The sequence below is a fragment of the Pedobacter sp. W3I1 genome (assembly GCF_030816015.1).
In the GTDB taxonomy this organism is placed as follows: Bacteria; Bacteroidota; Bacteroidia; order Sphingobacteriales; family Sphingobacteriaceae; genus Pedobacter.
The window spans coordinates 5,132,165-5,152,755 of record NZ_JAUSXN010000001.1 but is presented as its reverse complement, the minus strand read 5'-3'; the positions used below and the strand labels follow the sequence as shown (position 1 = coordinate 5,152,755).

The following is a 20,591-nucleotide window of genomic DNA, read 5'->3' as shown; positions in this document are numbered from 1 at the left end:
AGGTGTTGTAAGATTGAAAAGTTGGAATGTGGAAAAGTTGAAATACAAAAACGATTTGTATAAGATCATGTAACATTTATTAAGGAATTTGATCTAATCATAAAGTTTTATAAATGAGGATATTAATTTTTATTAACGCGATATTGTTGTCTTTTGCAGGCACTTCGATGGCACAGGTTGATACTATAAATGCACAAAACCATAAACTGGTGATGAGCAATCTGAAAGAGGGAAAAAACACTTACCTGGTTTATATGACTGATTCTCTTGAAACGAAACGGACTATTGGAGATATATGGGAAAGAACAGTCGCTTTTAAAATAAGAGATAAAAATGAAGTTGTAGAATTTGGTTGGAAATGGCTTCACAACGATTCTCTTTTCGCCACAATAACGAATATTTGTGATCGAAAAACAATGTCTCCAATTTATCATTATGCCAGTTATAAACGCAGAGGCATTTTTGCTTACGATTATAAAAATGGCTTCATGCAGCCTGCTGATACAGTGAAAAATAATGATGCAATCAAAAAGGGTCGGGTTAAATTGGATATTCCAATCATTTCGTGGGAGCAGGATTTAGAAACCTATCCATTATTGCCAATTAAAAAGGTTGGACAGCAATTTGATATTTCCTTTTTTGATCCCAACGAAAAATCAGCTACCTATCATCGTTATGAAGTGATCGGCAAGGATAATTTGAAATTGAATGCAGATATAACAACTACGTGTTGGCTGCTTAAAATTAATTACAGCAAAGACAGTTATGCTATTTTCTGGCTAACCGAGAAATCAAAAGAGGTAATTAAAATGAAAGAATATTATAAAGGTAACTATCGTATAAAAGTTAAGCAATATTAATGATGCAGGTTGTAAAATAGCTTATATCTTTCTTCAAACGAGTCAAAGCTGCCAAAAGTCAGTTCAATCGCTTTTTCAGTATCGTAACCCTGCGTATTTAGTTTTATTATTTTTTTAAGCAGGTCTGTTCTTTTGGATTTTATAAAAAAGTAGATCACACTGTAGGCCGTGTTGTAGTTGTCGTCTACTCCATGCCCGTAAAATGAACCGCTGTATATTTTAAAGAAATTTTTTAACCTTTCGGTGTCTTTTGAATCTATTCCTGCTTTTATACTCTTAATTCTACCACTTTGTGGATAGGAGTATAAATTCCCCTCACTGTCAAAATCTAATGTTTCGAAAAACTCTGCAAGCCCTTCATTAAGCCATTTGGGTGATTTTTTAAAATTAAACTGAAAAATACTATGACTGGCCTCATGGAGCGCTACTGAAATGAAATCGCTGCTCTTGTATACAAAGGCTTCGTTAATGGCGGCAATGTAAAATCCGGCACTATTTATCGGTGCACCATATGTTTTTTGCACCACTCGATAATCTTTACTTTTTCCATACAGGTTTATTTTTACCGGGGCAGTAATGTTCTCTCTGGTTTCAAAAATTTCATTGCAAAACATACGCTCGTAAGCAATCAGTTTCTCTATCTTCTTCTGCTCGGTTTCACTTATTTTGCAGTTTACGAGATTGATCTCAACATATTGGGCATAAAGGGATAGGCTGATGAGGCTTGCTATTATAAGTAGCAGAAATTTGTTCATGTTTGTTGTTTTAAACCTCTCTGTTACAAGTGTTTTTCTAACAATTTTTTAATTTGTCCATTATCCATAAATCCCAAAGCTGGGTTTACCACTTTTCCTTCTTTATTAATCAGTACTTGATGCGGAATGCCTGTAATTTTAAATTTATCAGCTAAATAACGCCATTCATCACTTTTTAGCCTATAGTGTTGTCCTTTTATAGTGGGTACTAAATTCTGGTAGGCAACCAACGGTGAGCTTTCATCAGTAATGTAAATAAAAACCACATTGCTATCTTTCATTTCTTCTTTCAAAGGCCTGATTTCTGCAATTCCGTTAAGGCAGGGACCACACCATGTTGCCCAAAAATCAACTAAAATAACCTTGCCTGTATGTTTGCCGATAATGTTATCTAAAATTTTATCCGCTTCTACTTTTGGTGTTGGATTTACAAAATATCCCCCATTTTTTTTATTGGCAATGAGCTGTTTCTGAGTGTCGTTGTTCTGGAGTTTGATATAATCTTTTAGAAATTGATTATTAATATCTGATAGGGCATAAGGCAAATTGTTCTCGTTGATTGGGGAGAGTTCGGTAACCATTGGCCTCGAAATATCTTGGGCGTTCATAATATCAATCAAAATGCCTTTGTTAATGTTAAATGCCGAATCGATTAATTTGATGTAATATTTTGAAGCATTTTTCGTGTTGAAGATTTTGATAAAATCACCACGTTCCTGCAGCCATGCATCTTGTGTGGGTTTATCAGCACTATCTGTTTTCAACGAAGCCCCATCTGATGATATTAATTTTTCGAAAGATTGGTCTAAATCTGTAAGTGCGATATTACTCGCTTTAAGAGCATTTAACATATCAGCATAATTATGGATATAACTATATCTGTCAGGTCGTACTCCCGGTAAAAATTTAAATCTGTTAATAAAGGTATTGTAATTTCCACTGATTACAGAAAGTTCGTCATTGATGATTTTTTGATCGAAAAAATTATAATAATCATTGGGATATTTTTCAGCCGGTTTTTTACTCTCTTTATTCGCATATTCATAATTCCAGTTATACTCTATAATGTGATTGGCATAACTGAAGACAATGTCTAACTTTTTGATTTGATAGGCTTTTTCTGAAAGGTATCCAAGCTGGTGGATAGAGTCTAATTTGGAAAGTTCTGTTTTTTGAAGGTTCAGTAAATAAGTTTTATAGTCGTTCGGCTTCATATCGACTATTTTCTTTCTCATGTCTTCATAGTCGAATAAATTAGTTTTATTTAAAAGCGAAAGATCCTCATTTAATCGCGCCAGCTCACCAATATACCTTGAGTTTTCATCACCAATAATCATGAAAAGTTCTTTGCCTGGTTCCAGATAGATATCATTTTCATTGCATATATCCGACCTCAGAAAAACCCTTTCAGGGTGATAGATACCTACTTTAGTTGAGAAATAACCATTCTTCTGTATTGCTATGATCTGGTTTTCTTGTTTTCCAGTGATAATATTGTCTACATATAACATTAAGGTTTTTGTGGCTAATTTCGGGCTGTAGTTTTTAATGTAACCACTAAAAATAGCGCTATCGTTTTTGAAGATGGGAAGTCGATAGGTTTTTTTATCGATGATTTTTTTACAATCAGCCTGATTTTTGCTTAACTGAATCGTTTTGTTGTCAATAATAAGGTTAATGTTGTTGCCTTGTAGCTCGCTAATTAAAAGCTGTTTGGTTTCTTTTCCGTTGGTAATAGATATAGTGGTGTTATCGCTGTTGGTTTTTTTAACGATATTTTTATACCACCAAATTTTATTGTTGTAAACTACTTCTTTATTGAAAAAAGCAACTTCGAGATTACTATTTTGTTTATTATACCAGCTTGTATAGATAAAGTTTGGAAGTAAATTTTTGCTTTTCTGCAGGGCGATGTCGTAAATCTTCCATGCATTGTCGCCTTCTTCTCCATAATCAATGCTTGTGGCTTTTGCATTTACTTTTGGGAAAATGAGCTGATAGGATACTGTACCACCTGATGGCATAAAATACTGTTCTGCCAGTGGGATGCCAACGGCTTTCCTGATATAGTATTTAGTAGTACTCGTGTTGTCTTGAACATAAGTATCCTTTGGAATTCTGATCCATTGCCCGGCGGGATGTGTAGTGGTAAACCATAATACAGTAGCCGTATCTGAATTGACTATTTTTGTAATTTTTAGGGTTGATGAGGCGCTGTTAAAACCAATCAAGGGATTGGTTATTGTTTTTTGCGCGTGCAGGCCTATTGTAACTATTGATAGAAAAAAGGCTAGTACAATTTTTTGATAGAGAGAGCTGTTTTTCATGTTTTTAGATTATAAAGCAATTATAACTAAAAAACGGATTATCGCCTGTTAAATTCTGTTAAATAAGCGTTGTAAACTACTTAATTACCGATTTAAGTTCGTGCCTGTATTCTGAAGCACTTTTGCCTGTAAACTCTTTAAACAATTTATTAAAGTGGCTAAAGTTGTTAAAACCGCTTTCGTAAGAAATATTGGCAATGCTGGTCGGTTTTTCGGCTAAAAGTTTTGACGCGTGCACTACGCGGTATTCGTTTACGAAATGTGTAAATGTTTTCTTGGTGATTTTTTTGAAATAACGGCAAAATGAGGGAACAGTCATACTCGACATTTCCGCGATATATTGTAAGCTAATCTGCTCCTGGAAGTGATCTTTCACATAGTTAAAAATCATATTAATGCGGTCATTATCCTGTACCTGCATTTCCATCGAAAATCCGTCGGCATTTAAGATTTTATAATCTTTCGCATGTTCCAATTCCTTTAATACGCTGAGTAAAGTTAAAAGTCTTTCAAAAGGCGGCTGATCGTCCATCATTTCTATCCTGTCGCCAACCATCTGCATCGTTTCACGGCCAAAGGCAATTCCGGCCTTCGATTTATCGAACAATTCTTGTATCCCTCTGATCTCCTGCAGACCTAAAAAAGTGCTGCCCAAAAAATCGGGCTTCATCTGGATAACGGTTTCATTTTTGTTGCCGGTATTGGTATCGGTAAAGCCGCAATGGGGGAGATTGCTGCCGATCAGGATCAAATCGCCTTCGGTGTAATAGGAAACGTGACTGCCAATTTGCCTTTTTCCAGCTCCGCCATTAACAAATACCATTTCAATTTCAGGGTGGTAATGCCAAAGGTGCGCCATATTATTGGCGTTCTCTACATATTTCGAATAATAAAATGAACTTCCGAAAGAAGGTTCAACAACCTCAAAACTTGGCTTCATGTTTTGCTAAATTATTGTTCTAAAATACATAAAAAATATGCTTTATTATAGGTTTTATTAAAATAACAGTCAAACTGGGGTAATATAGCATAGATATCGGAAAATATGCAATCATCTATCTTTCAGATAGCTCCATACCTTAGTGGTGTCATATAATTATTAACTCTTTAAAAATATTGGTTATGAAAAAGTTCTTAAAAATCGGTTTAATAGCAGCCTCACTTTTTACTGCTACGGGTGTACACGCTAACGATGATAATTTTACTTTAAAAGTAAAAGGCGAAAAAGAAAAGTTTATCCGTTTTTCTGTAGATAAAGCAGAAAACGTTAATCTGTCACTGATCGGTGCAGATGAGGAAGTTTTATTTGAAGAAAATATCCATGCTTCAGCTTTCTCAAGCAAGGTTTATGATTTAAACGCACTTCCTGATGGAAACTACGTGCTTAAAGTTGAATCTGAATTAAAACTGGCTAAATATACAGTAACCATCAAAGATGGTGAGGCCCTTGTTTCAGAGCCAAAAGTTTCTAACATATTTAAACCTGTTTATACTAAAAAAGATCAGGTAATTACACTTAACCTTGAAAACCTGGAGAATAGTCCGGTAGAAGTTAAAGTTTATAACGAATACAATGATGAGGTTTATAATGAGGTATTCAAAGATAAATCGCAACTGGTAAAAAAATTCAATATCGGTAAAACAGATTCTAAAGAATTAACCTTTGTGGTGAAGTACAAAGAAGAGAGTTTTGTTAAAACGATAGGAACGTATTAAACATTTACAGCTAATTGATATGGGAGATTGTCTTGATAGATAGTCTCCTTTTTTGTTTATAGCTCTTGTTAAAAGTAGTTTATTTGCGCTGAAATGAGGAAGATATTTCCTTTGTGCCAATGTTTCTGTATTAGTTGATTGGTATTGCGCTTTTTTCTGATTAATCCTTTGATTTTAAGAAATATATTGTTACTTTTGCATCCCCGTAATATACCTCGGGATTAAAAATTAAAAACATAATTTATAACAATGAATCAGTACGAAACTGTTATCGTTCTAACCCCTTTGTTATCAGAAGAAGTTGCTAAAGAGGCATTAGCCAAATATAAAGCAATCCTTGTTGATAACGGAGCCGAAATTATCCAGGAAGATAATTGGGGTTTGAGAAAATTAGCGTATCCAATTGAGAAAAAATCAAACGGATTCTTCAACTTAACTGAATACAAATCTTCAGGTGATTTGATCGCAAAATTAGAGCTTGAATTAAAACGCGATGAGCGTGTGTTGCGTTTCTTAACTATCCGTTTAGACAAACACGCTGTTGCTTACAATGAGAAAAAGCGTAGTGGTGCTTTTAACAAAAAAACTAAGGAGGTTGCAGCGTAATGGCAAGAGAACAAATACAATACGTAACTGCCCCTAAAGTAGAGGATAACCGTAAAAAATATTGCCGTTTCAAGAAAAACGGAATTAAATACATCGATTACAAGGATGCAAATTTCTTGTTGAAATTTATTAACGATCAAGGTAAATTATTACCACGCCGTTTAACTGGTACTTCGTTAAAATTCCAACGTAAAGTGGCTCAGGCAGTTAAACGTGCCCGTCACATCGGTTTGTTACCTTTCGTTGCTGATCAATTAAAATAGGAGGCTAGAGATATGGAAATTATTTTAAAACAAGATATTAAAGGCCTTGGTGAAAAAGATGATGTAGTTACAGTAAAGCCAGGTTATGGCCGTAACTATTTAATCCCTCAAGGATTTGGCGCATTAGCTACTTCTTCTGCTAAAAAAGTTTTAGCTGAAAACTTAAAGCAAGCTGCTTTTAAACAAGATAAAATTAAGAAAGATGCTGAAGGTGTTGCTGAGCGTTTAACTGATGTTAAACTTTCAATCGGCGCTAAAGCAGGCGAAAGCGGAAAAATCTTCGGAGCGGTTAACACCATCCAGATTGCTGAAGCATTAAAAGCACAAGGCTTTGATGTAGACCGTCGTCGTATTACTTTCGAAACTGAGCCTAAATTTGTTGGCGAATATGTTGCTAACTTAAACTTACACAAAGAAGTTAAAGTTCAGGTTCCTTTTGAAGTAGTAGCTGAATAAGCATTCTTTAAGAATCAATAAAAATGGCCTCTTGATGAAAATCGAGAGGCCATTTTTATTGGATGTAAGATGTAATAATGTAAGAGGGATGACGGTGTATGATTTTACAGTGATTGATTTGTTAACCACTCAGCATATTCTGCAATTCGCGTTCCAGGTAGTATGGAAGGTTTAATAAGAGATATGGCTTGCCTGCTGGAGTAATTGTTTTTTCTAGCCTAAACTCGCTTCCATATACCATGAATCGTTAAAGGTCACTATTTCCTGTTTTGTAACAAAGTCAACCCAGATATAAGATGTTTTTGTAACAAAGTCAGGGCATTTTAGCGCATCGACAGTGAGAATATGATGAAAATGTAATGAACTGCTAATAAAAATGCTTAATGGGCGCTGAATCAGCAAACCCGTGGGAAACCTTATAGGTTCCCACAGACTTAAGTGAACGTCTATACAATAAGGTTACCCTTTCGGCGTGGTTGGCCTGATTTCTACCTTACTCGGTAATGTTCTTGCTGGCATGGCCAATAAATCAACAATCAGTTTACCCATATCCTCTGGCTGGATTTTCCAGGCATCATCTTCAGTATTGGGTTGGTGATCGTTAAAATGGCTCGCTACCGATCCGGGCATAATGGTACTCACCTTTACGCCATATTTTCTTAAATCGAGCATAACCGATTGGGTAAAGCCCGTTAAACCAAATTTACTGGCATTATAAGCAGAACCTCCTGCAAAAAAGTTTGTGCCTGCTAAACTTGATATCGTAAAGATATGCCCTTTCGTTTTTTTGATTTCTTCAACAGCGGCTTTGATACTGTAAAAAACACCGGTTAAATTGGTATCAATGGTTTCTTTCCATAAATTAATGTCTAATTCATCAATGGGTGCAAAATGACCAACACCTGCATTGGCGATGAGTACATCCAATTGTCCCCATTTTTCAAGTATTAATTTTACGGCATCCTGCTGAGAATTAAAATCTGCAACATCTGCCTCAATGGCCAATACATCACCATGTGCCACCAAATGTGACGCCGCCTGGTTTGCGCTCGCAATTGTTCTGCTGGTAATGGCTACCTTATAACCTTCTTTTAAAAGGGCTTCGGCAATGCCGAAACCAATTCCTTTACTTCCTCCTGTAATTAATGCAACTTTCATGTTGTTGTAACGTATGATATCGAAAAATGTTTAATTAGATTTTTTCTTGCCATGGTGTGGGAGTTCCATAATCTGGATATCCTTAAAATCTACCGGCTGTCCTTCACTTTGTAAGGCAATAAAACCTTGTGTAAGCGCTTTTCCATCGATTTTAATTTTCGGGTCGAAACGATTAGCTACGCCTCCGCCAATTTGTGGCTTGTTATACTGCAATACGGTATCACCATTAATAATATGCTTTACGATCGAATCGCCCATAACAATAAGTTCGGCAGATACCCACTGGTCGCCATCGTACGTTTTTGATTTTGAATCCAGGCAGTGGCCCGGAAACTTACTGCCGTTATAAAAAATCTCCGTTCCTGGCGAACACATATTTCCGGTAGGGCGGGGACGGCCATCGCTCAAACCACCTAAAAACTGCATTTCGATTGAAATTGGCCAATCTTGTTCTTTAGGCATGGTTTTCGGATCTTGAGAATGGAACATTACCCCACTATTACGCAAGGTATAACTTGGCGCACCTTTTTGCAGCTCACCAACAAAACGGTATTTTAATTTTAAATGATAATAGGAAAAAGGCATTTTGTAATAAAGATGACCAAACTGATCATTGAAATCGCCGTATTGATCGTATCGTACCTGTATTATTCCATCTTCAACCCTAAAGGTATTTCCGAAATTTACATTGTAATCGTGATGGTGGATTTTAACGTTCCAATCTTTAATGTCTTTCCCGTTAAAAAGCGTTATCCACTTTTCCGATTGGTTATTCATGTTTTTCGTTGTGCTGCAGCTCCATAGGGTAACGGCAAGAAGAAGATAACCCAGTTTTTTCATTTGGTTAATTTTGTTTAAAAATCTGAATCACAAAATACATAAACAAAGTGATTTTAATGTGCATTAAAGGTTTACAACGAGAATTTTGCATTTTAGCTTTGTTTTTTGAGTACAAAAATATTTTTTTTGCATTATTCCCATCTGCTGTACTTCCCATCTTCCATCCCTTTAATTACCTTTGCACCATGGCGAAAACGCGGACAACCAGAACTAAAAGCAAGGCAAAACATCCCCTTTTAAAGAAGATTATCAATATTGCGACGAAAGTATTTTTATATTTTCTGCTGGTTTCTGTGTTTTGGGTAATCGCCCTACGTTTTATCAATCCTCCTATTACACTTTTAATGGTACTACGGAACATTGAGCGTAAAGCCGATGGAAAACCTTTTAAAACGGAGAAAAAGTGGGTGAAATTCGAAGATATGTCTGATAATATGAAACGAGCTGCAGTATCTGCCGAAGACCAACTCTTTTTAAAACATATTGGTTTTGATATGAAAGCCATTGAAAAAGCTTTTGCCAGTAACGCCAAAGGGAAAAAGGTAAAGGGTGGAAGTACCATTTCACAACAAACAGCTAAAAACGTTTTCTTATGGCCTGGCCGATCGTGGATAAGAAAAGGTTTTGAAGCGTATTTTACCTTATTGATCGAGCTCTTCTGGAGTAAAGAAAGAATATTGGAAGTTTACCTGAACGTAATTGAAATGGGTGATGGGATTTATGGTGCCGAGGCTGCTGCCCAGGAGTATTATGGTAAGTCTTGTACAAAACTGACTAAGAAACAAGCTGCTTTAATTGCTTCTTGTTTTCCAAACCCGAGAAGATGGACGCCCAAAAATGCAACCCCATACATCAGGCACCGCCAATATCTGATTTTAAGAAATATGAACAGGTTAGGACCGTTGGATTTTTAGTCTTAAGTCCTGAGTCCAAAGTCCTTAGTCGATTAATTGACTGAAGACTCAGGACTCCAGACTTGGGACTAAAACTATTCATGATCCTTATTCCACCTGATCTTTATCCCACCTTTTTCGTCATCTACGGCTTTTAAGTGCAATACAATACCGCGCATACGGGCTTCTCTTTTTTCTGATCTGGTTAGGTTTTCATCCCCTTTAGGGTTTCTCAATGGAATGTCCATCTCTACATTTGTGCCATTTCCTAAAGCATAAGTACCTTTTACATTAAAGTTTAAAGCACTTGAGTTTACCAGCATCGGATTGATTTCTACCTTGTCGCCATGGATATTAAGGGTCCCATCGAGGTTTTTGATTTCTACGTTTGATAGGTTTCTATTGGCAAAGGCAAATTTTCCTACCCTAATCATAGGGTCGAAATTAACCAGGGCTGCATTGTTTAGGTTAAACACTACTTTGCCGTTTATCGATCGTGGAAGAATTTTTCCTGTATGCGATATTCTTCCGGAAATGTTAACCAACGATGATAAATAACCTTTTAAATTTTTGTTGGTAATGGTATTCTGTCCGAAGTTATCAAACGAATAAAAGAAGTCTTTAACACTTACATGGCTGATCTTTGAGTTGATTTTAAAGCTATTTGAGGCAGCTTCCTGCATAATACTTCCATTTAGTGATAGCTGTCCCCCGGCATGGGCCACACTTATTTTGTTGAAAAATATACCTCCGCCACGTAAAGAAATGTCAGCATCGAGGTTTTTGGCCAGAAAATTATCATAAATGGCTTTATTAACTGTTAAGCGGATATTCATTTTCGAAAGCTCCAATACATTACTGAGCTCTTTCGAAACCACTTGTTTGTTTCCGCCCGATTTTTTCTTTGCTGTTCTTGGTCCTAAGAAAGGTAAAAATTCTTTTAGGTAGAGCTGAGGGCTTGACATTTTTAGGTTCACCAATATTTTCTCGGGGGCAGTGTAATACAGGTTGGCAAAATTGGCGATGCTACAGCTTACATTAAGTTCGCTTTTGCCCAATTGGAAATGCCCATTCTGGATCGATAAATCATTTTGGTTAAAGTTGATGTTTAGCGCACTTTTTACCAGATGGAGCCTCCGGGGGATGTAAAGAATGTCGGCATCGGCGATCTGTACTTTCCCCGAAACAACTGGTTTGGTAAACCTGAAGTTATCAATATCAGCCTTGCAATATAACCTTAAGTTGGCTGTTCCGTTTTTAAATTCGAAATCATTCGTGCCTAATGAATTGTTTAAATTGGATAGGGGAAATTGTGAAGTTACCAGTCCGGTGGCAATTGGACGAGATAAATTATTTACCGAGAAAGTGTCGATTTTAAGCGGTGCATTAAAATATTTTGCCGTAAGCCTGTGGAATTTGATAGATGAGTTTTCATCACCAATAATACCACCAACGGTATCCCGATTGGTAAAGGAACCATCAAAATTACAAGCCGTTAATTTACCTGATGGAATAGAAACCACATTATCCCGAACGGTTATACCCACTTTGATCAATGGATCTCCATATTTTCCTGATCCATCGTCAATAATATTTCCCTGGATATCGATCGGTTTTTCTATGCCGAACTTTAAGAGTTTGGAAGAGATATTAGGCGACAGGAGTAAAGCAACATCTCTAAATAAAATATTATCAACAGCTATGCTAATGGCAAAAGCAGATTTATCTAATCCTATTTTAGCACCGATTTTAAAAGGGTGGCCGCCAATGTTTAATATTTCAGGACTAAGAATTACCGCATGCATATCGCGGCTGTAATGTGCATTTAATGTTCCATCCAAGGTCTTGTCTTTCAAAAAGCTACCTTTACGCGTATTAAAGGCGAAACTGTTTACCTTAGTCATTAACTTGATTTTACCTGTCCAGCCGCTATCAGGGTATTCCATTCTGCCCTGGATCTGATCGATATTAAAATTGAATAACTTGAATCTCTTTTTGTTGTCCAATATTAAACTCACCTGGTTAAAATCAATTTTCTTAACTTCTAATGCTGAGGATTTTGATGACGATGTTTTCTCCGTTTTAGGCTTGCTTTTAAAAATACTGGTATTGCTATAGCCTGTAGAATCGGTGTAGATATAAATAGATGCGTTATTAATCGCAATCTGTTTAATGTTAATATTGCCCACAATAAGCGAAAGTACATTTAGCGATACATCTATATCCTGCGCTTTTAAAAGATCGTGTTTATGTTGGTTCCATAGGCTATCTCTAAGTAATACACCATTTAAGGATACCGAAACGCCTGGGAAACTTTTAAGGAGTGTGGGCTCCATGCTTGTAGCAGTAATTTTTCCGTTTAAATTTTTATTGAGCTGCGACAGGATAGAAGCAAGTACTTCTTTTTTATTTCTGCTGATATAAAATGCACCTGCCAGCCAGGTTAGGATAATCAGAACAACAACAACAGATATAATTTTTAAAGAGATTTTGAGCCAGCGCTTCATAAACATTAGTTTGATTTAACCAATATAATGTTTTTTGCCAGCTAATTGTTTGACTAATAGCGAAAATAATGTAGAATACCGCTGCTGGTTTTAAGAATTAATTTCCTAAAAGTGATTCGAGATCTGGATGATATTGTGAGGTTAAGAAATGTGTAATGGAGAAATCGGCTAACCGGTGTTTGTAAAACGGATCTTCCATCAGGATTTTTTTTAAAGCCTCTTCATCTTTTGCCAGGGCTAAAATAATTCCACCGGTACGGGGTACTTTTCTACCCGAGGCCACGAAAATGTTTTTTTTATAGTACTTCTTTAAATATTGAACATGGGCATCCATATGCTCATCTAACTCGGTTAGCGGAACAATATATTTAAGATCTATGATAAACATACTTTTTTATAATAAATGGGCAAAAACAGTAGAATGCCAGCTATTTTGAAAGGGTACTTCCCATTTGTTCTCCAGTTCTGCCAGGTTCTGCACCATATTGTTAAACACTGTAGTTTCTGGTGTTACCTGTTTAATATTGACCAACGTTTCAAAATCTTCTTTGCTGTTTACCACAACTGCTCCATTTACTTTGTAGGCAATGTTGAAACGGTTAAAAAGATCTACATGGTATTCCTGTTCAATTTCTTTAATTAAGCGAACAGAGCTATCAATAGAGCAACCGGTAACACCCGCCTGACTTTCGTCGACTGTTAGGATAATAAAAAAGCCATAGCGGATTTCTGCTTTTGCAAGCAATTCATTTCCATGTGCTTTCCATTGGTTTGTAAAAGCTGCTAATTTGTTTAAGATCTCATTTTCTTCGGTCGAAGTAAATTTACGATCGCTTTGGTATACCCAAACTCTTGATTGTGGAGAAAAACTCATATACAAATTTACGATTTTAATTAAATTGGTGTGTTTAAAACGCTAACCTGATGAAAAAGTTTACACTCTGCTTGAAAATATCCCTGCTTTCGGCTTTTTGTATGTTTTTATGTGCTTTTTCCGACCCCGAATCCATAGCGCAATCGATTAACTTTCTTCAAAAAACATTTACCGATCATTACGATAACAGCCAGGAAAGCGACCAGGTAAAACGTTATGAGCTAAATGTTACCAACAATGGCTTTTGCCGTTACAAGCGGTATTTTAATAACGGTAAAACCGAGTATTTCGCATTTAAGTTATCGAAATTTAAAGATATGGACTATTATGGTACAAGCACTTCTGGTAAATTGTATATCCACACCAAAGGTGATGACGTAATTGTGCAGACCTATAAAGACAGGGGAGGCGATGTAGATTCGATGGCTACACAGATCATTATTCCTTTAAAAAACGTGGAAGCCGAAGATTTGAATCTCATCCGTGATAACCTGAATAAAATTAATGCAGAGGTTTCAATTTCTCAGAAACCATAGACTGCCGCTGATGATGAGCATTTGAATTTTAGTTGATTACATACCTTATTAATTTCTTATTAAGCTCACTGGTCGGTTCTGGAGCGCAGTGTCAATTGCTTTTTTTTATTTAGTCCTGCTCTTCGCTTTATCCCGATGAAATATCGGGGATGCCACTTCGATCAGGGCTATGAACTTGGGCCTGTGGCACGGAAAACTGACATCGTAGCAGAAAAATAACAAAACTAAACCTGATCGAACGATCCCGATTTTCATCGGGAAAGGCAGAGCAGGGAGAAATTAACCTATTGAATGCTGCTATTGCTTTCCTAAAATAAGAAGCTATTAAATCTGTCCGATGAATCGGGACAAGTAGTCGAAATGTTTTGAGGGGCATTTAAACAGGCCTTTCGACAGGCTACCATTGAAAGAATCCATTAGTGTGGTCGTCATTCTCGCGCAGGCGGGAATCTTAAAGCGCTTGCATTAAGATTATCTGCGATGAGCACTTCGTGCCCCCAATCGAGTTACCAATGACAGATCTAAAATTGGCGTCATCTCGACCGAAGCAAATGCGGAGTGGAGAGATCTTTGGACTATGTTAAAAGATCTCTCCACTGCGGTCGAGATGACGATTTATCTTACCTGTCACCCAACTCCTTTGTTTTTTGCTAAAACTGACTGGAATGACGAAACCCCGACAAGTTATACTTGTGATACAGCCTCTTTGTTTATTTAGTTAAAATGATGGCTACAGGCCATTTGCCCTTGCGGTAATCTCCGCAATATCCATTACCTTAACTTCCTGTTCTTTATCTTTTAATTTAATGCCATCACTTAGCATGGTCATACAGAAAGGGCAACCAGCGGCAATAACCTGTGGATTGGTTTGTAAAGCCTCTTCAATACGTTCTACATTAATATCTTTATTTCCCTTTTCTGGCTCTTTAAACATCTGTGCACCACCGGCACCACAGCATAAACCATTGCTTTTGCAGCGTTTCATTTCCACCAACTGTGCATCAAGTATCTCTAAGGCTTTTCTGGGCGCTTCGTAAATTCCATTTCCACGACCCAGATAACACGGATCGTGATAGGTGATTTTTTTGCCTTTGAAACTTTCGCCGCCCTCGGCTTTTAGTTTGCCCTCGTTAATTAAATCCTGGATCAGTTGCGTATGGTGAATCACTTCGTAAGTGCCGCCTAAACCCGGATATTCATTTTTAATGGTATTAAAGCAATGTGGACAGCCTGTTACAATTTTTTTGATATTGTAAGCATTCAATACCTCGATATTGGTCATGGCCTGCATCTGGAAAAGGAACTCGTTACCAGCCCTTTTAGCAGGATCTCCGGTACAGCTTTCTTCCGTTCCTAATACAGCGTATTTTATACCTACATGATGTAAGATCTTGCAAATGTCGCGGGTAATTTTCTGCGCTCTTTCATCGTAACTTCCAGCACAGCCAACCCAAAATAATATTTCCGGTTCTTCACCTGCGGCCATTAACTCGGCCATTGTAGGGACTTTAAATTCCATTTGTCTAGTATCTAATATCAAGTATCAAGACCTGATGTAATTATATTTTTAATTCAATGTCGACTGAAAACTGTCAATTGCTAGCTTTCTTGTGCCCAGTTAAAACGATCGGCTGGAGAGTATTTCCAGGGTGCCTGGTTATTCTCAATATTTCCCATCATCGCATTAATACTTCCAGGTGCCTGCGATTCTTCCATCACTGCAAAACGGCGAAGCTCCATAATAATCTGTAATGGATCGATGTTTACCGGACAGGCCTCTACGCAGGCGTTACAGCTGGTACAAGCCCAAATTTCTTCTCTGCTGATGTAATCGTCTAATAAAGATTTTCCATCCTGGTGTTCTGCGCCGTGTTTATCAATATTTTGGCCCACTTCTGTAATACGGTCGCGGGTATCCATCATAATTTTTCGTGGTGATAAAAGTTTGCCTGTAATATTTGCCGGGCATACCGAAGTACACCTTCCACATTCAGTACAGGTATAAGCATTCATCAGGTTTACCCAGCTTAAATCGGTTACATCTTTGGCGCCAAATTTGCCAGGTTCGGTCTCTGCCGGAACAAAAGAAGGATCGAGCATGGCCTTTACTTCATTGGTAACCGAAGCCATGTTGGTAAACTCACCTTTAGGTTCCAAATTAGAAAAATAGGTGTTTGGAAAAGCGAAAAGAATATGAAAATGTTTCGAATAAGGCAGGTAATTTAAGAAAGCCAAAATGCCTATAATATGGAACCACCAGCAGCTGCGCTCTACTATAAGCAAGGCGCTTTCTGATGAAGGCAGGAGATTAATTAAATACTGGCTTACCGGAAATGCACCTGCATTAACATAATGGCTGGCGCCCAAAAGTTGTAATTTTGCATCAGCTGCATTCATGAACAAAAAAGCACTCATTAATAAAATCTCGGTGATGAGAATATAATTAGCATCGGATTTCGGCCAGCTTTTCATCTCTACGCCACTAAAGCGTTTAAGTTTTAGAATATTCCTGCGGATAAGAAAAATAGCGCATGAAACCCAAACGGTAAAAGCAAGGATTTCGAAAGACCCGATCAAAAAATTATATAAACCACCTAAGCCGTTAAAAATACGGTGTGTGCCGAAAAGGCCATCGATCATAATTTCCAACACCTCAATGTTGATGATTACAAAACCGATATAAACAAAAAAGTGGAGAAAAGCCGGGATAGGGCGGACAACCATTTTAGATTGTCCAAAAGCCACGCGAAGCATGGTCATTAATCTTTTTTGCGGCTGATCGTGTCGATCTACCGGTTTACCTAAACGGATATTGCGAATTATTTTACGCAGATTAACTGTAAACAGCGCAATTGCTGCAAGTGTAAGTACTAGAAAAAGGATCTGTGCTACCATGCAATATTAGATTGTTACGCTAAATTAGGATATTAATCTAAATAAATTACTATGCATGCATAAAAAAAATAATAAAATTGTTTGTTTGTACTCATTCTAAGCAATGATTAAGGCTTATTTTAAGAAAGGCGAAAAATTAATTAATTGATAATCAGCGTAGCAATGAAATAATCGGAAAAAAGTTTTGCTTTTGAAAAAAGAACGCTACATTTGCAATCCCAAACGGATGGTGCCATAGCTCAGTCGGTAGAGCAAAGGACTGAAAATCCTTGTGTCCCTGGTTCGAATCCAGGTGGCACCACTTCCAAAAGCCTTTCAGAAATGAGAGGCTTTTTTGATTTCTAGCCTTTCGCTATTGTTTTACGGAAAAGAAAGAAAGTAGCAGATTTGATCAATATTTTTTTGATTGCATTTTGCTGATTATCAGAAAAATGAATTCATATGGCTAAACAGGTCGTTATTTTTTTAAAATAAATTTGAATCCTTTTTTGGATTTGGGAAAAAGAACACTACATTTGCAATCCCAAAAGGGGGTGCCATAGCTCAGTCGGTAGAGCAAAGGACTGAAAATCCTTGTGTCCCTGGTTCGAATCCAGGTGGCACCACTTAAAAAAACAAAAGCCTTGCAGAAATGTAAGGCTTTTTACGTTTTGAGGTAGCGAACATTTATGTTTCTACGTGATATTCATTTCGTTTTTCGGCTATTTCTTTAACCTTATCTAAGGCTTTTGGCCAGATTTTCTCAAAATACGCTTTCCAATCTTCGCTGATATCCATATCAATAGTAAGCTCCGTTTTTCCATCTTTTTCATTGAGGGTATAATTCTCGAGTGTTTCGCCCCAATCTCCGCTGAGATCTTCCTTGCCATCTTTTATTTCGCCCAGGTGTTTGATAGACATGTATCGGTTAGGGATATTGTCTTGGATCACAGCTACCATTCCATCTCCGTTATTACCGAGAAACAGGGCTTTGCTTCCTTTTTTCCAATCGGTTTCTACACGCGAGCCTTCCATAAAAGCAGCTGTCCACTTGGGGTAGGTTTCTACGCCAAAAAGAACATCCCAAACTTTTTCTGCTTTGGCGTTAATTGTGGTTTTAAATTCGATCTTTTCCATGGTTCTTAGATTTTTAAATCAGATAGTTAGTATAACAAATTTGCAGAGGATTTGATTAACTTAAGCGGTGCAAAGGCGACAATTTATGGGGGCATAAGGACTTTCGTCTGGACACCGTTTTGAAATATCTTTTTTGAAATTTAATAAATATCTCAGCGAAAAGTAATTTAATCGGTAGATTTACGTAATTCACCGATACATATGCGCAAGAGCACAATATTTTGAATTAAATTTAGTTTGTTGGTTGATAAAAGTTTCTTCCTGAACAACTTAACTATTATCCAATACGTATATAAAAGATAACGTTACCATAATTTCCATGAGAAATAAGAGATTCCTTTACCTGGTTGCACTAGGTTTTTTAAGTTTTGGGGCCATTACTGGCTGCAAAAAGAGCAGTAACGTGCCCGATGAGCCTGTAACTCCACCCGTAGTGACAACGCCTAACGGAACACGGGATGAATTGACTAAAGATTCTATTTTTTTATACGGTAAAGAACTTTATTATTGGAATACTTCACTGCCGACTTATGAAGTATTTAATCCACGCGGATTTAGTTCGAATGAAGCTGAGTTATATGCCATGACACAATATTCTTTAGATCCGGCAACAGGAAAACCTTATGAATTTGTAAGCACTTCAAGCGAACCTAAATATTCGTTTTTCGACTATACGGCAGCTACAACAGGTAAAACAGGAGTACTTAAAGCAGATGTAAACGGTTCGGCCAATGATTACGGTTTTTCTGTTCAGTATAATAGCACGGCAGATTTAAGGGTAAAATATGTTTATCCAAACTCACCGGCAGCATTGCAGGGGTTAACCCGTGGCTGTAGGATAACCAGTGTAAACGGAAGAACAGATCTAACCTATCCTGGTGCCGTTAACTTTTTAAATAACGCCATTTTTGGTACAAATGCAAGTGTGACTTTAGCTTTTAATGATATTGGAGGCAACCCGAAAACAGCGGTTATAGCTAGCAGTTTATATACTGTTAATCCGATATTATTTACCAATGTTTATACGGTTGGTACAAAGAAAGTGGGTTACATTGTATTTAATAGTTTTACCAATAATGCTTCTGCAGCCATAAATGCAGTTTTTTCTAATTTTGCTACCCAGGGGGTAAGCGAATTGATTATTGATTTACGCTATAACGGTGGGGGTTATGTTTCAACAGCTACCCAGATGATTAATTTAGCAGCACCAGCAGGAGAAACAGGTAATACGATGTTTACTTCTTATTACAATAACTATCTACAGTCTATCACTACTGCTCAGCGTAAAGCCTCCATTTTGGCACACCAACCATTGTTAGATGATGCGGGTAAATTACAGACCTTTACCACGGGTGTAAATGGAAAGTATGCCACTTATGCTGATTTAAATTATTCGCCTACAGCTACCGATAATATAGAGAAATTTGCAAAATCAGGTAGTTTAACATTAAACAGGGTTTATTTTATCGTAACGGGATCTACTGCATCTGCAAGCGAATTAACCATTAACAGCTTAAAACCGGTAATGGATGTAAAGTTAATCGGTAGAACAACTTATGGTAAACCTGTTGGTTTCTTCCCGATCAGAATAGACAAGGTGGATATGTATATCCCAGAATTTGAAACGAAAAATAAACTTGGCGTTGGTGGCTACTATTCAGGCCTCACGGTTGATAAAGAATCGGCAGAAGATTTAACCAAAGCCTGGGGAGATGAAACAGAGACTTTGCTGGCTTACGCATTATTGTATGCCAAAAACGGTAGTTTTGTAACTACAGCTGCAAAAACAGCTAGTTTAAGTGCAACCACAACAGCAATGCCATCAAAACTATCGGTTGCAGAACTGAGGTCGCTGGATGAAAAGTTGGATCCAAAAGGAATTAAGGGGATGATCATGACACCTGACAAAAGATTTTAATCAATCTTTTAACGAAAATGCCCGCTTAACATGCTTGTTAAGCGGGTATTTTTATTTATGGTTATATTTACAATAATATTTTACTGCTGATATCTTTGTTAATGGTAATGTAACCAGGATATTTAACAGGTGTATTGCCCAGCATAAAGGTTGGCTTTATTTTAATGGTTAATAGGCCTAGTTTTTCATCTTTTGAAGATGATCCTTTCTGAGCAGCCTTGATAATATCATTAAAAACATTTCCGTTAGATACTAACCCATAAATGTTGCTTACCAGCTGCACCGGAACAGTAACCGTTTGACCTTGTGCAATGCTTACATTTTGGTTAACAATGCCTTCTGCCAAATCCGTATTATTGACCAATATTTTATATTCGAACTGGTTTATGGCTGCTAAATTGCTCGATGGGTTGGTTATTTCTAAATTCAGATTGGCTCTAAGCGGAATGTCTTTTCTTAACAAACCTAATGCAACCCCAGGTAAACTGGTTAAGCTAAAGCTTTGCTGTTCCATTAACTTTTTTACATCTGTGCCTGCAATCGATACCTGTTGTACACCTGTAATTTTATAAGTGCAGTCTTCCAGGGCTTTTATCTGCTGTGCCTGCCTGTTTATTCCACAGCCAAAAAGGCCAACAGTTAAAAGGCATATTAATAATCTTTGTTTCATTTTATGTGTGTTAGGTGATAGTATGTACCCAGAAATTTGGATATTTATGTACTGCAAACATAACGCCAAAATAATAAATCTATTTCAGAAGGGGCTGCTTAAAAACCAGGTTGCCCGTTAACTGCAGGTCAATCTCAACAATTAACTCAATTAATCGTTTAGCCGATTTAAACAATTGATGCAAGTTACTAACTTTACAAA

At 37.0% G+C, this 20,591-nt stretch carries 20 protein-coding genes and 2 tRNA genes; 10 read left to right on the top strand and 12 right to left on the bottom strand.

Features of this window, described 5'->3' with window-relative positions:
• Positions 1-113 precede the first annotated feature (113 nt).
• Complete coding sequence (locus QF042_RS21110) at positions 114-860, top strand: hypothetical protein (RefSeq protein ID WP_307532074.1); 747 nt, start codon at positions 114-116, stop codon at positions 858-860.
• On the opposite strand, the gene QF042_RS21105 is transcribed toward QF042_RS21110, so the two are convergent.
• From QF042_RS21105 to QF042_RS21095, 3 genes are all read right to left on the bottom strand, one after another.
• Positions 857-1,615, bottom strand: a complete 759-nt coding sequence (locus QF042_RS21105; protein ID WP_307532072.1) for a DUF1570 domain-containing protein — start codon at positions 1,613-1,615, stop codon at positions 857-859. The two genes, QF042_RS21110 and QF042_RS21105, sit on opposite strands and share 4 nt — an antisense overlap.
• Positions 1,616-1,638: 23 nt before the next feature.
• The gene (locus QF042_RS21100; RefSeq protein ID WP_307532070.1) at positions 1,639-3,942 is read right to left on the bottom strand and encodes a TlpA disulfide reductase family protein; all 2,304 of its coding nucleotides are present in this window, start codon (positions 3,940-3,942) and stop codon (positions 1,639-1,641) included.
• Between the two features lie 76 nt (positions 3,943-4,018).
• A complete protein-coding gene (locus QF042_RS21095) occupies positions 4,019-4,882 on the bottom strand; it encodes an AraC family transcriptional regulator (RefSeq protein WP_307532068.1) in 864 nt (287 codons plus the stop codon).
• A gap of 182 nt (positions 4,883-5,064) precedes the next feature.
• On the opposite strand from QF042_RS21095, the gene QF042_RS21090 reads away from it, so the two are divergent.
• From QF042_RS21090 to rplI, 4 genes are all read left to right on the top strand, one after another.
• The gene (locus QF042_RS21090) at positions 5,065-5,658 is read left to right on the top strand and encodes a hypothetical protein (protein WP_307532066.1); all 594 of its coding nucleotides are present in this window, start codon (positions 5,065-5,067) and stop codon (positions 5,656-5,658) included.
• Positions 5,659-5,907: 249 nt separating this feature from the next.
• On the top strand, positions 5,908-6,264 hold the full coding sequence (gene rpsF / locus QF042_RS21085) for a 30S ribosomal protein S6 (protein ID WP_307532064.1): 357 nt from the start codon (positions 5,908-5,910) through the stop codon (positions 6,262-6,264).
• On the top strand, positions 6,264-6,527 hold the full coding sequence (gene rpsR / locus QF042_RS21080; protein WP_010599582.1) for a 30S ribosomal protein S18: 264 nt from the start codon (positions 6,264-6,266) through the stop codon (positions 6,525-6,527). The genes rpsF and rpsR overlap by 1 nt, the downstream gene beginning before the upstream one ends.
• A gap of 12 nt (positions 6,528-6,539) precedes the next feature.
• Positions 6,540-6,983, top strand: a complete 444-nt coding sequence (rplI, locus tag QF042_RS21075) for a 50S ribosomal protein L9 (RefSeq protein ID WP_029277406.1) — start codon at positions 6,540-6,542, stop codon at positions 6,981-6,983.
• Between the two features lie 459 nt (positions 6,984-7,442).
• Here the strand turns inward: rplI and QF042_RS21070 are convergent, their stop codons facing one another.
• Entirely contained in the window at positions 7,443-8,141 is a 699-nt protein-coding gene (locus QF042_RS21070) for an SDR family oxidoreductase (RefSeq protein WP_307532060.1), read from the bottom strand.
• Between the two features lie 30 nt (positions 8,142-8,171).
• Positions 8,172-8,981: a DUF1080 domain-containing protein gene (locus QF042_RS21065; protein WP_307532058.1), complete on the bottom strand. Its 810-nt coding sequence runs from the start codon at positions 8,979-8,981 to the stop codon at positions 8,172-8,174.
• A gap of 185 nt (positions 8,982-9,166) precedes the next feature.
• Between QF042_RS21065 and mtgA the strand changes: the two genes are divergently transcribed.
• The gene (gene mtgA / locus QF042_RS21060; RefSeq protein WP_307532057.1) at positions 9,167-9,895 is read left to right on the top strand and encodes a monofunctional biosynthetic peptidoglycan transglycosylase; all 729 of its coding nucleotides are present in this window, start codon (positions 9,167-9,169) and stop codon (positions 9,893-9,895) included.
• Between the two features lie 74 nt (positions 9,896-9,969).
• Here the strand turns inward: mtgA and QF042_RS21055 are convergent, their stop codons facing one another.
• The 3 genes from QF042_RS21055 to QF042_RS21045 form a co-directional block, all read right to left on the bottom strand.
• A complete protein-coding gene (locus QF042_RS21055) occupies positions 9,970-12,381 on the bottom strand; it encodes an AsmA-like C-terminal region-containing protein (RefSeq protein WP_307532055.1) in 2,412 nt (803 codons plus the stop codon).
• A 97-nt stretch (positions 12,382-12,478) separates the two neighbouring features.
• Positions 12,479-12,769: a YciI family protein gene (locus QF042_RS21050; protein WP_307532053.1), complete on the bottom strand. Its 291-nt coding sequence runs from the start codon at positions 12,767-12,769 to the stop codon at positions 12,479-12,481.
• Positions 12,770-12,775: 6 nt separating this feature from the next.
• Positions 12,776-13,255 carry an ABC transporter ATPase gene (locus tag QF042_RS21045; protein ID WP_307532051.1) on the bottom strand — a complete coding sequence of 160 codons (480 nt, stop codon included), beginning with the start codon at positions 13,253-13,255 and terminating at the stop codon, positions 12,776-12,778.
• A gap of 50 nt (positions 13,256-13,305) precedes the next feature.
• On the opposite strand from QF042_RS21045, the gene QF042_RS21040 reads away from it, so the two are divergent.
• On the top strand, positions 13,306-13,791 hold the full coding sequence (locus QF042_RS21040; protein WP_307532049.1) for a hypothetical protein: 486 nt from the start codon (positions 13,306-13,308) through the stop codon (positions 13,789-13,791).
• A gap of 730 nt (positions 13,792-14,521) precedes the next feature.
• On the opposite strand, the gene QF042_RS21035 is transcribed toward QF042_RS21040, so the two are convergent.
• Both QF042_RS21035 and QF042_RS21030 read right to left on the bottom strand, forming a co-directional pair.
• Complete coding sequence (locus QF042_RS21035; RefSeq protein WP_307532047.1) at positions 14,522-15,310, bottom strand: (Fe-S)-binding protein; 789 nt, start codon at positions 15,308-15,310, stop codon at positions 14,522-14,524.
• Between the two features lie 80 nt (positions 15,311-15,390).
• Positions 15,391-16,686, bottom strand: coding sequence for a (Fe-S)-binding protein (locus QF042_RS21030; RefSeq protein WP_307532046.1), 1,296 nt, complete (start codon positions 16,684-16,686; stop codon positions 15,391-15,393).
• 228 nt (positions 16,687-16,914) lie between these two features.
• Between QF042_RS21030 and QF042_RS21025 the strand changes: the two genes are divergently transcribed.
• A tRNA-Phe gene (locus QF042_RS21025) sits at positions 16,915-16,987 on the top strand.
• 231 nt (positions 16,988-17,218) lie between these two features.
• Positions 17,219-17,291 (top strand) — tRNA-Phe (locus tag QF042_RS21020).
• 61 nt (positions 17,292-17,352) lie between these two features.
• On the opposite strand, the gene QF042_RS21015 is transcribed toward QF042_RS21020, so the two are convergent.
• Positions 17,353-17,802, bottom strand: a complete 450-nt coding sequence (locus QF042_RS21015; protein ID WP_307532044.1) for an SRPBCC domain-containing protein — start codon at positions 17,800-17,802, stop codon at positions 17,353-17,355.
• Between the two features lie 319 nt (positions 17,803-18,121).
• Between QF042_RS21015 and QF042_RS21010 the strand changes: the two genes are divergently transcribed.
• Positions 18,122-19,720 (top strand): S41 family peptidase, encoded by a 1,599-nt coding sequence (locus QF042_RS21010; protein ID WP_307532042.1) that lies wholly within the window; start codon positions 18,122-18,124, stop codon positions 19,718-19,720.
• A gap of 67 nt (positions 19,721-19,787) precedes the next feature.
• Here the strand turns inward: QF042_RS21010 and QF042_RS21005 are convergent, their stop codons facing one another.
• Positions 19,788-20,390: a hypothetical protein gene (locus QF042_RS21005; RefSeq protein WP_307532041.1), complete on the bottom strand. Its 603-nt coding sequence runs from the start codon at positions 20,388-20,390 to the stop codon at positions 19,788-19,790.
• Positions 20,391-20,591 lie beyond the last annotated feature (201 nt).

What these genes read in the sequence shown, in the direction of transcription:
- QF042_RS21110 (WP_307532074.1), top strand. Translation starts at nt 114, where the DNA reads ATGAGGATATTAATTTTTATTAACGCGATATTGTTGTCTTTTGCAGGC.
- QF042_RS21105 (WP_307532072.1), bottom strand. Translation starts at nt 1,615, where the DNA reads ATGAACAAATTTCTGCTACTTATAATAGCAAGCCTCATCAGCCTATCC.
- QF042_RS21100 (WP_307532070.1), bottom strand. Translation starts at nt 3,942, where the DNA reads ATGAAAAACAGCTCTCTCTATCAAAAAATTGTACTAGCCTTTTTTCTA.
- QF042_RS21095 (WP_307532068.1), bottom strand. Translation starts at nt 4,882, where the DNA reads ATGAAGCCAAGTTTTGAGGTTGTTGAACCTTCTTTCGGAAGTTCATTT.
- QF042_RS21090 (WP_307532066.1), top strand. Translation starts at nt 5,065, where the DNA reads ATGAAAAAGTTCTTAAAAATCGGTTTAATAGCAGCCTCACTTTTTACT.
- rpsF (WP_307532064.1), top strand. Translation starts at nt 5,908, where the DNA reads ATGAATCAGTACGAAACTGTTATCGTTCTAACCCCTTTGTTATCAGAA.
- rpsR (WP_010599582.1), top strand. Translation starts at nt 6,264, where the DNA reads ATGGCAAGAGAACAAATACAATACGTAACTGCCCCTAAAGTAGAGGAT.
- rplI (WP_029277406.1), top strand. Translation starts at nt 6,540, where the DNA reads ATGGAAATTATTTTAAAACAAGATATTAAAGGCCTTGGTGAAAAAGAT.
- QF042_RS21070 (WP_307532060.1), bottom strand. Translation starts at nt 8,141, where the DNA reads ATGAAAGTTGCATTAATTACAGGAGGAAGTAAAGGAATTGGTTTCGGC.
- QF042_RS21065 (WP_307532058.1), bottom strand. Translation starts at nt 8,981, where the DNA reads ATGAAAAAACTGGGTTATCTTCTTCTTGCCGTTACCCTATGGAGCTGC.
- mtgA (WP_307532057.1), top strand. Translation starts at nt 9,167, where the DNA reads ATGGCGAAAACGCGGACAACCAGAACTAAAAGCAAGGCAAAACATCCC.
- QF042_RS21055 (WP_307532055.1), bottom strand. Translation starts at nt 12,381, where the DNA reads ATGAAGCGCTGGCTCAAAATCTCTTTAAAAATTATATCTGTTGTTGTT.
- QF042_RS21050 (WP_307532053.1), bottom strand. Translation starts at nt 12,769, where the DNA reads ATGTTTATCATAGATCTTAAATATATTGTTCCGCTAACCGAGTTAGAT.
- QF042_RS21045 (WP_307532051.1), bottom strand. Translation starts at nt 13,255, where the DNA reads ATGAGTTTTTCTCCACAATCAAGAGTTTGGGTATACCAAAGCGATCGT.
- QF042_RS21040 (WP_307532049.1), top strand. Translation starts at nt 13,306, where the DNA reads ATGAAAAAGTTTACACTCTGCTTGAAAATATCCCTGCTTTCGGCTTTT.
- QF042_RS21035 (WP_307532047.1), bottom strand. Translation starts at nt 15,310, where the DNA reads ATGGAATTTAAAGTCCCTACAATGGCCGAGTTAATGGCCGCAGGTGAA.
- QF042_RS21030 (WP_307532046.1), bottom strand. Translation starts at nt 16,686, where the DNA reads ATGGTAGCACAGATCCTTTTTCTAGTACTTACACTTGCAGCAATTGCG.
- QF042_RS21015 (WP_307532044.1), bottom strand. Translation starts at nt 17,802, where the DNA reads ATGGAAAAGATCGAATTTAAAACCACAATTAACGCCAAAGCAGAAAAA.
- QF042_RS21010 (WP_307532042.1), top strand. Translation starts at nt 18,122, where the DNA reads ATGAGAAATAAGAGATTCCTTTACCTGGTTGCACTAGGTTTTTTAAGT.
- QF042_RS21005 (WP_307532041.1), bottom strand. Translation starts at nt 20,390, where the DNA reads ATGAAACAAAGATTATTAATATGCCTTTTAACTGTTGGCCTTTTTGGC.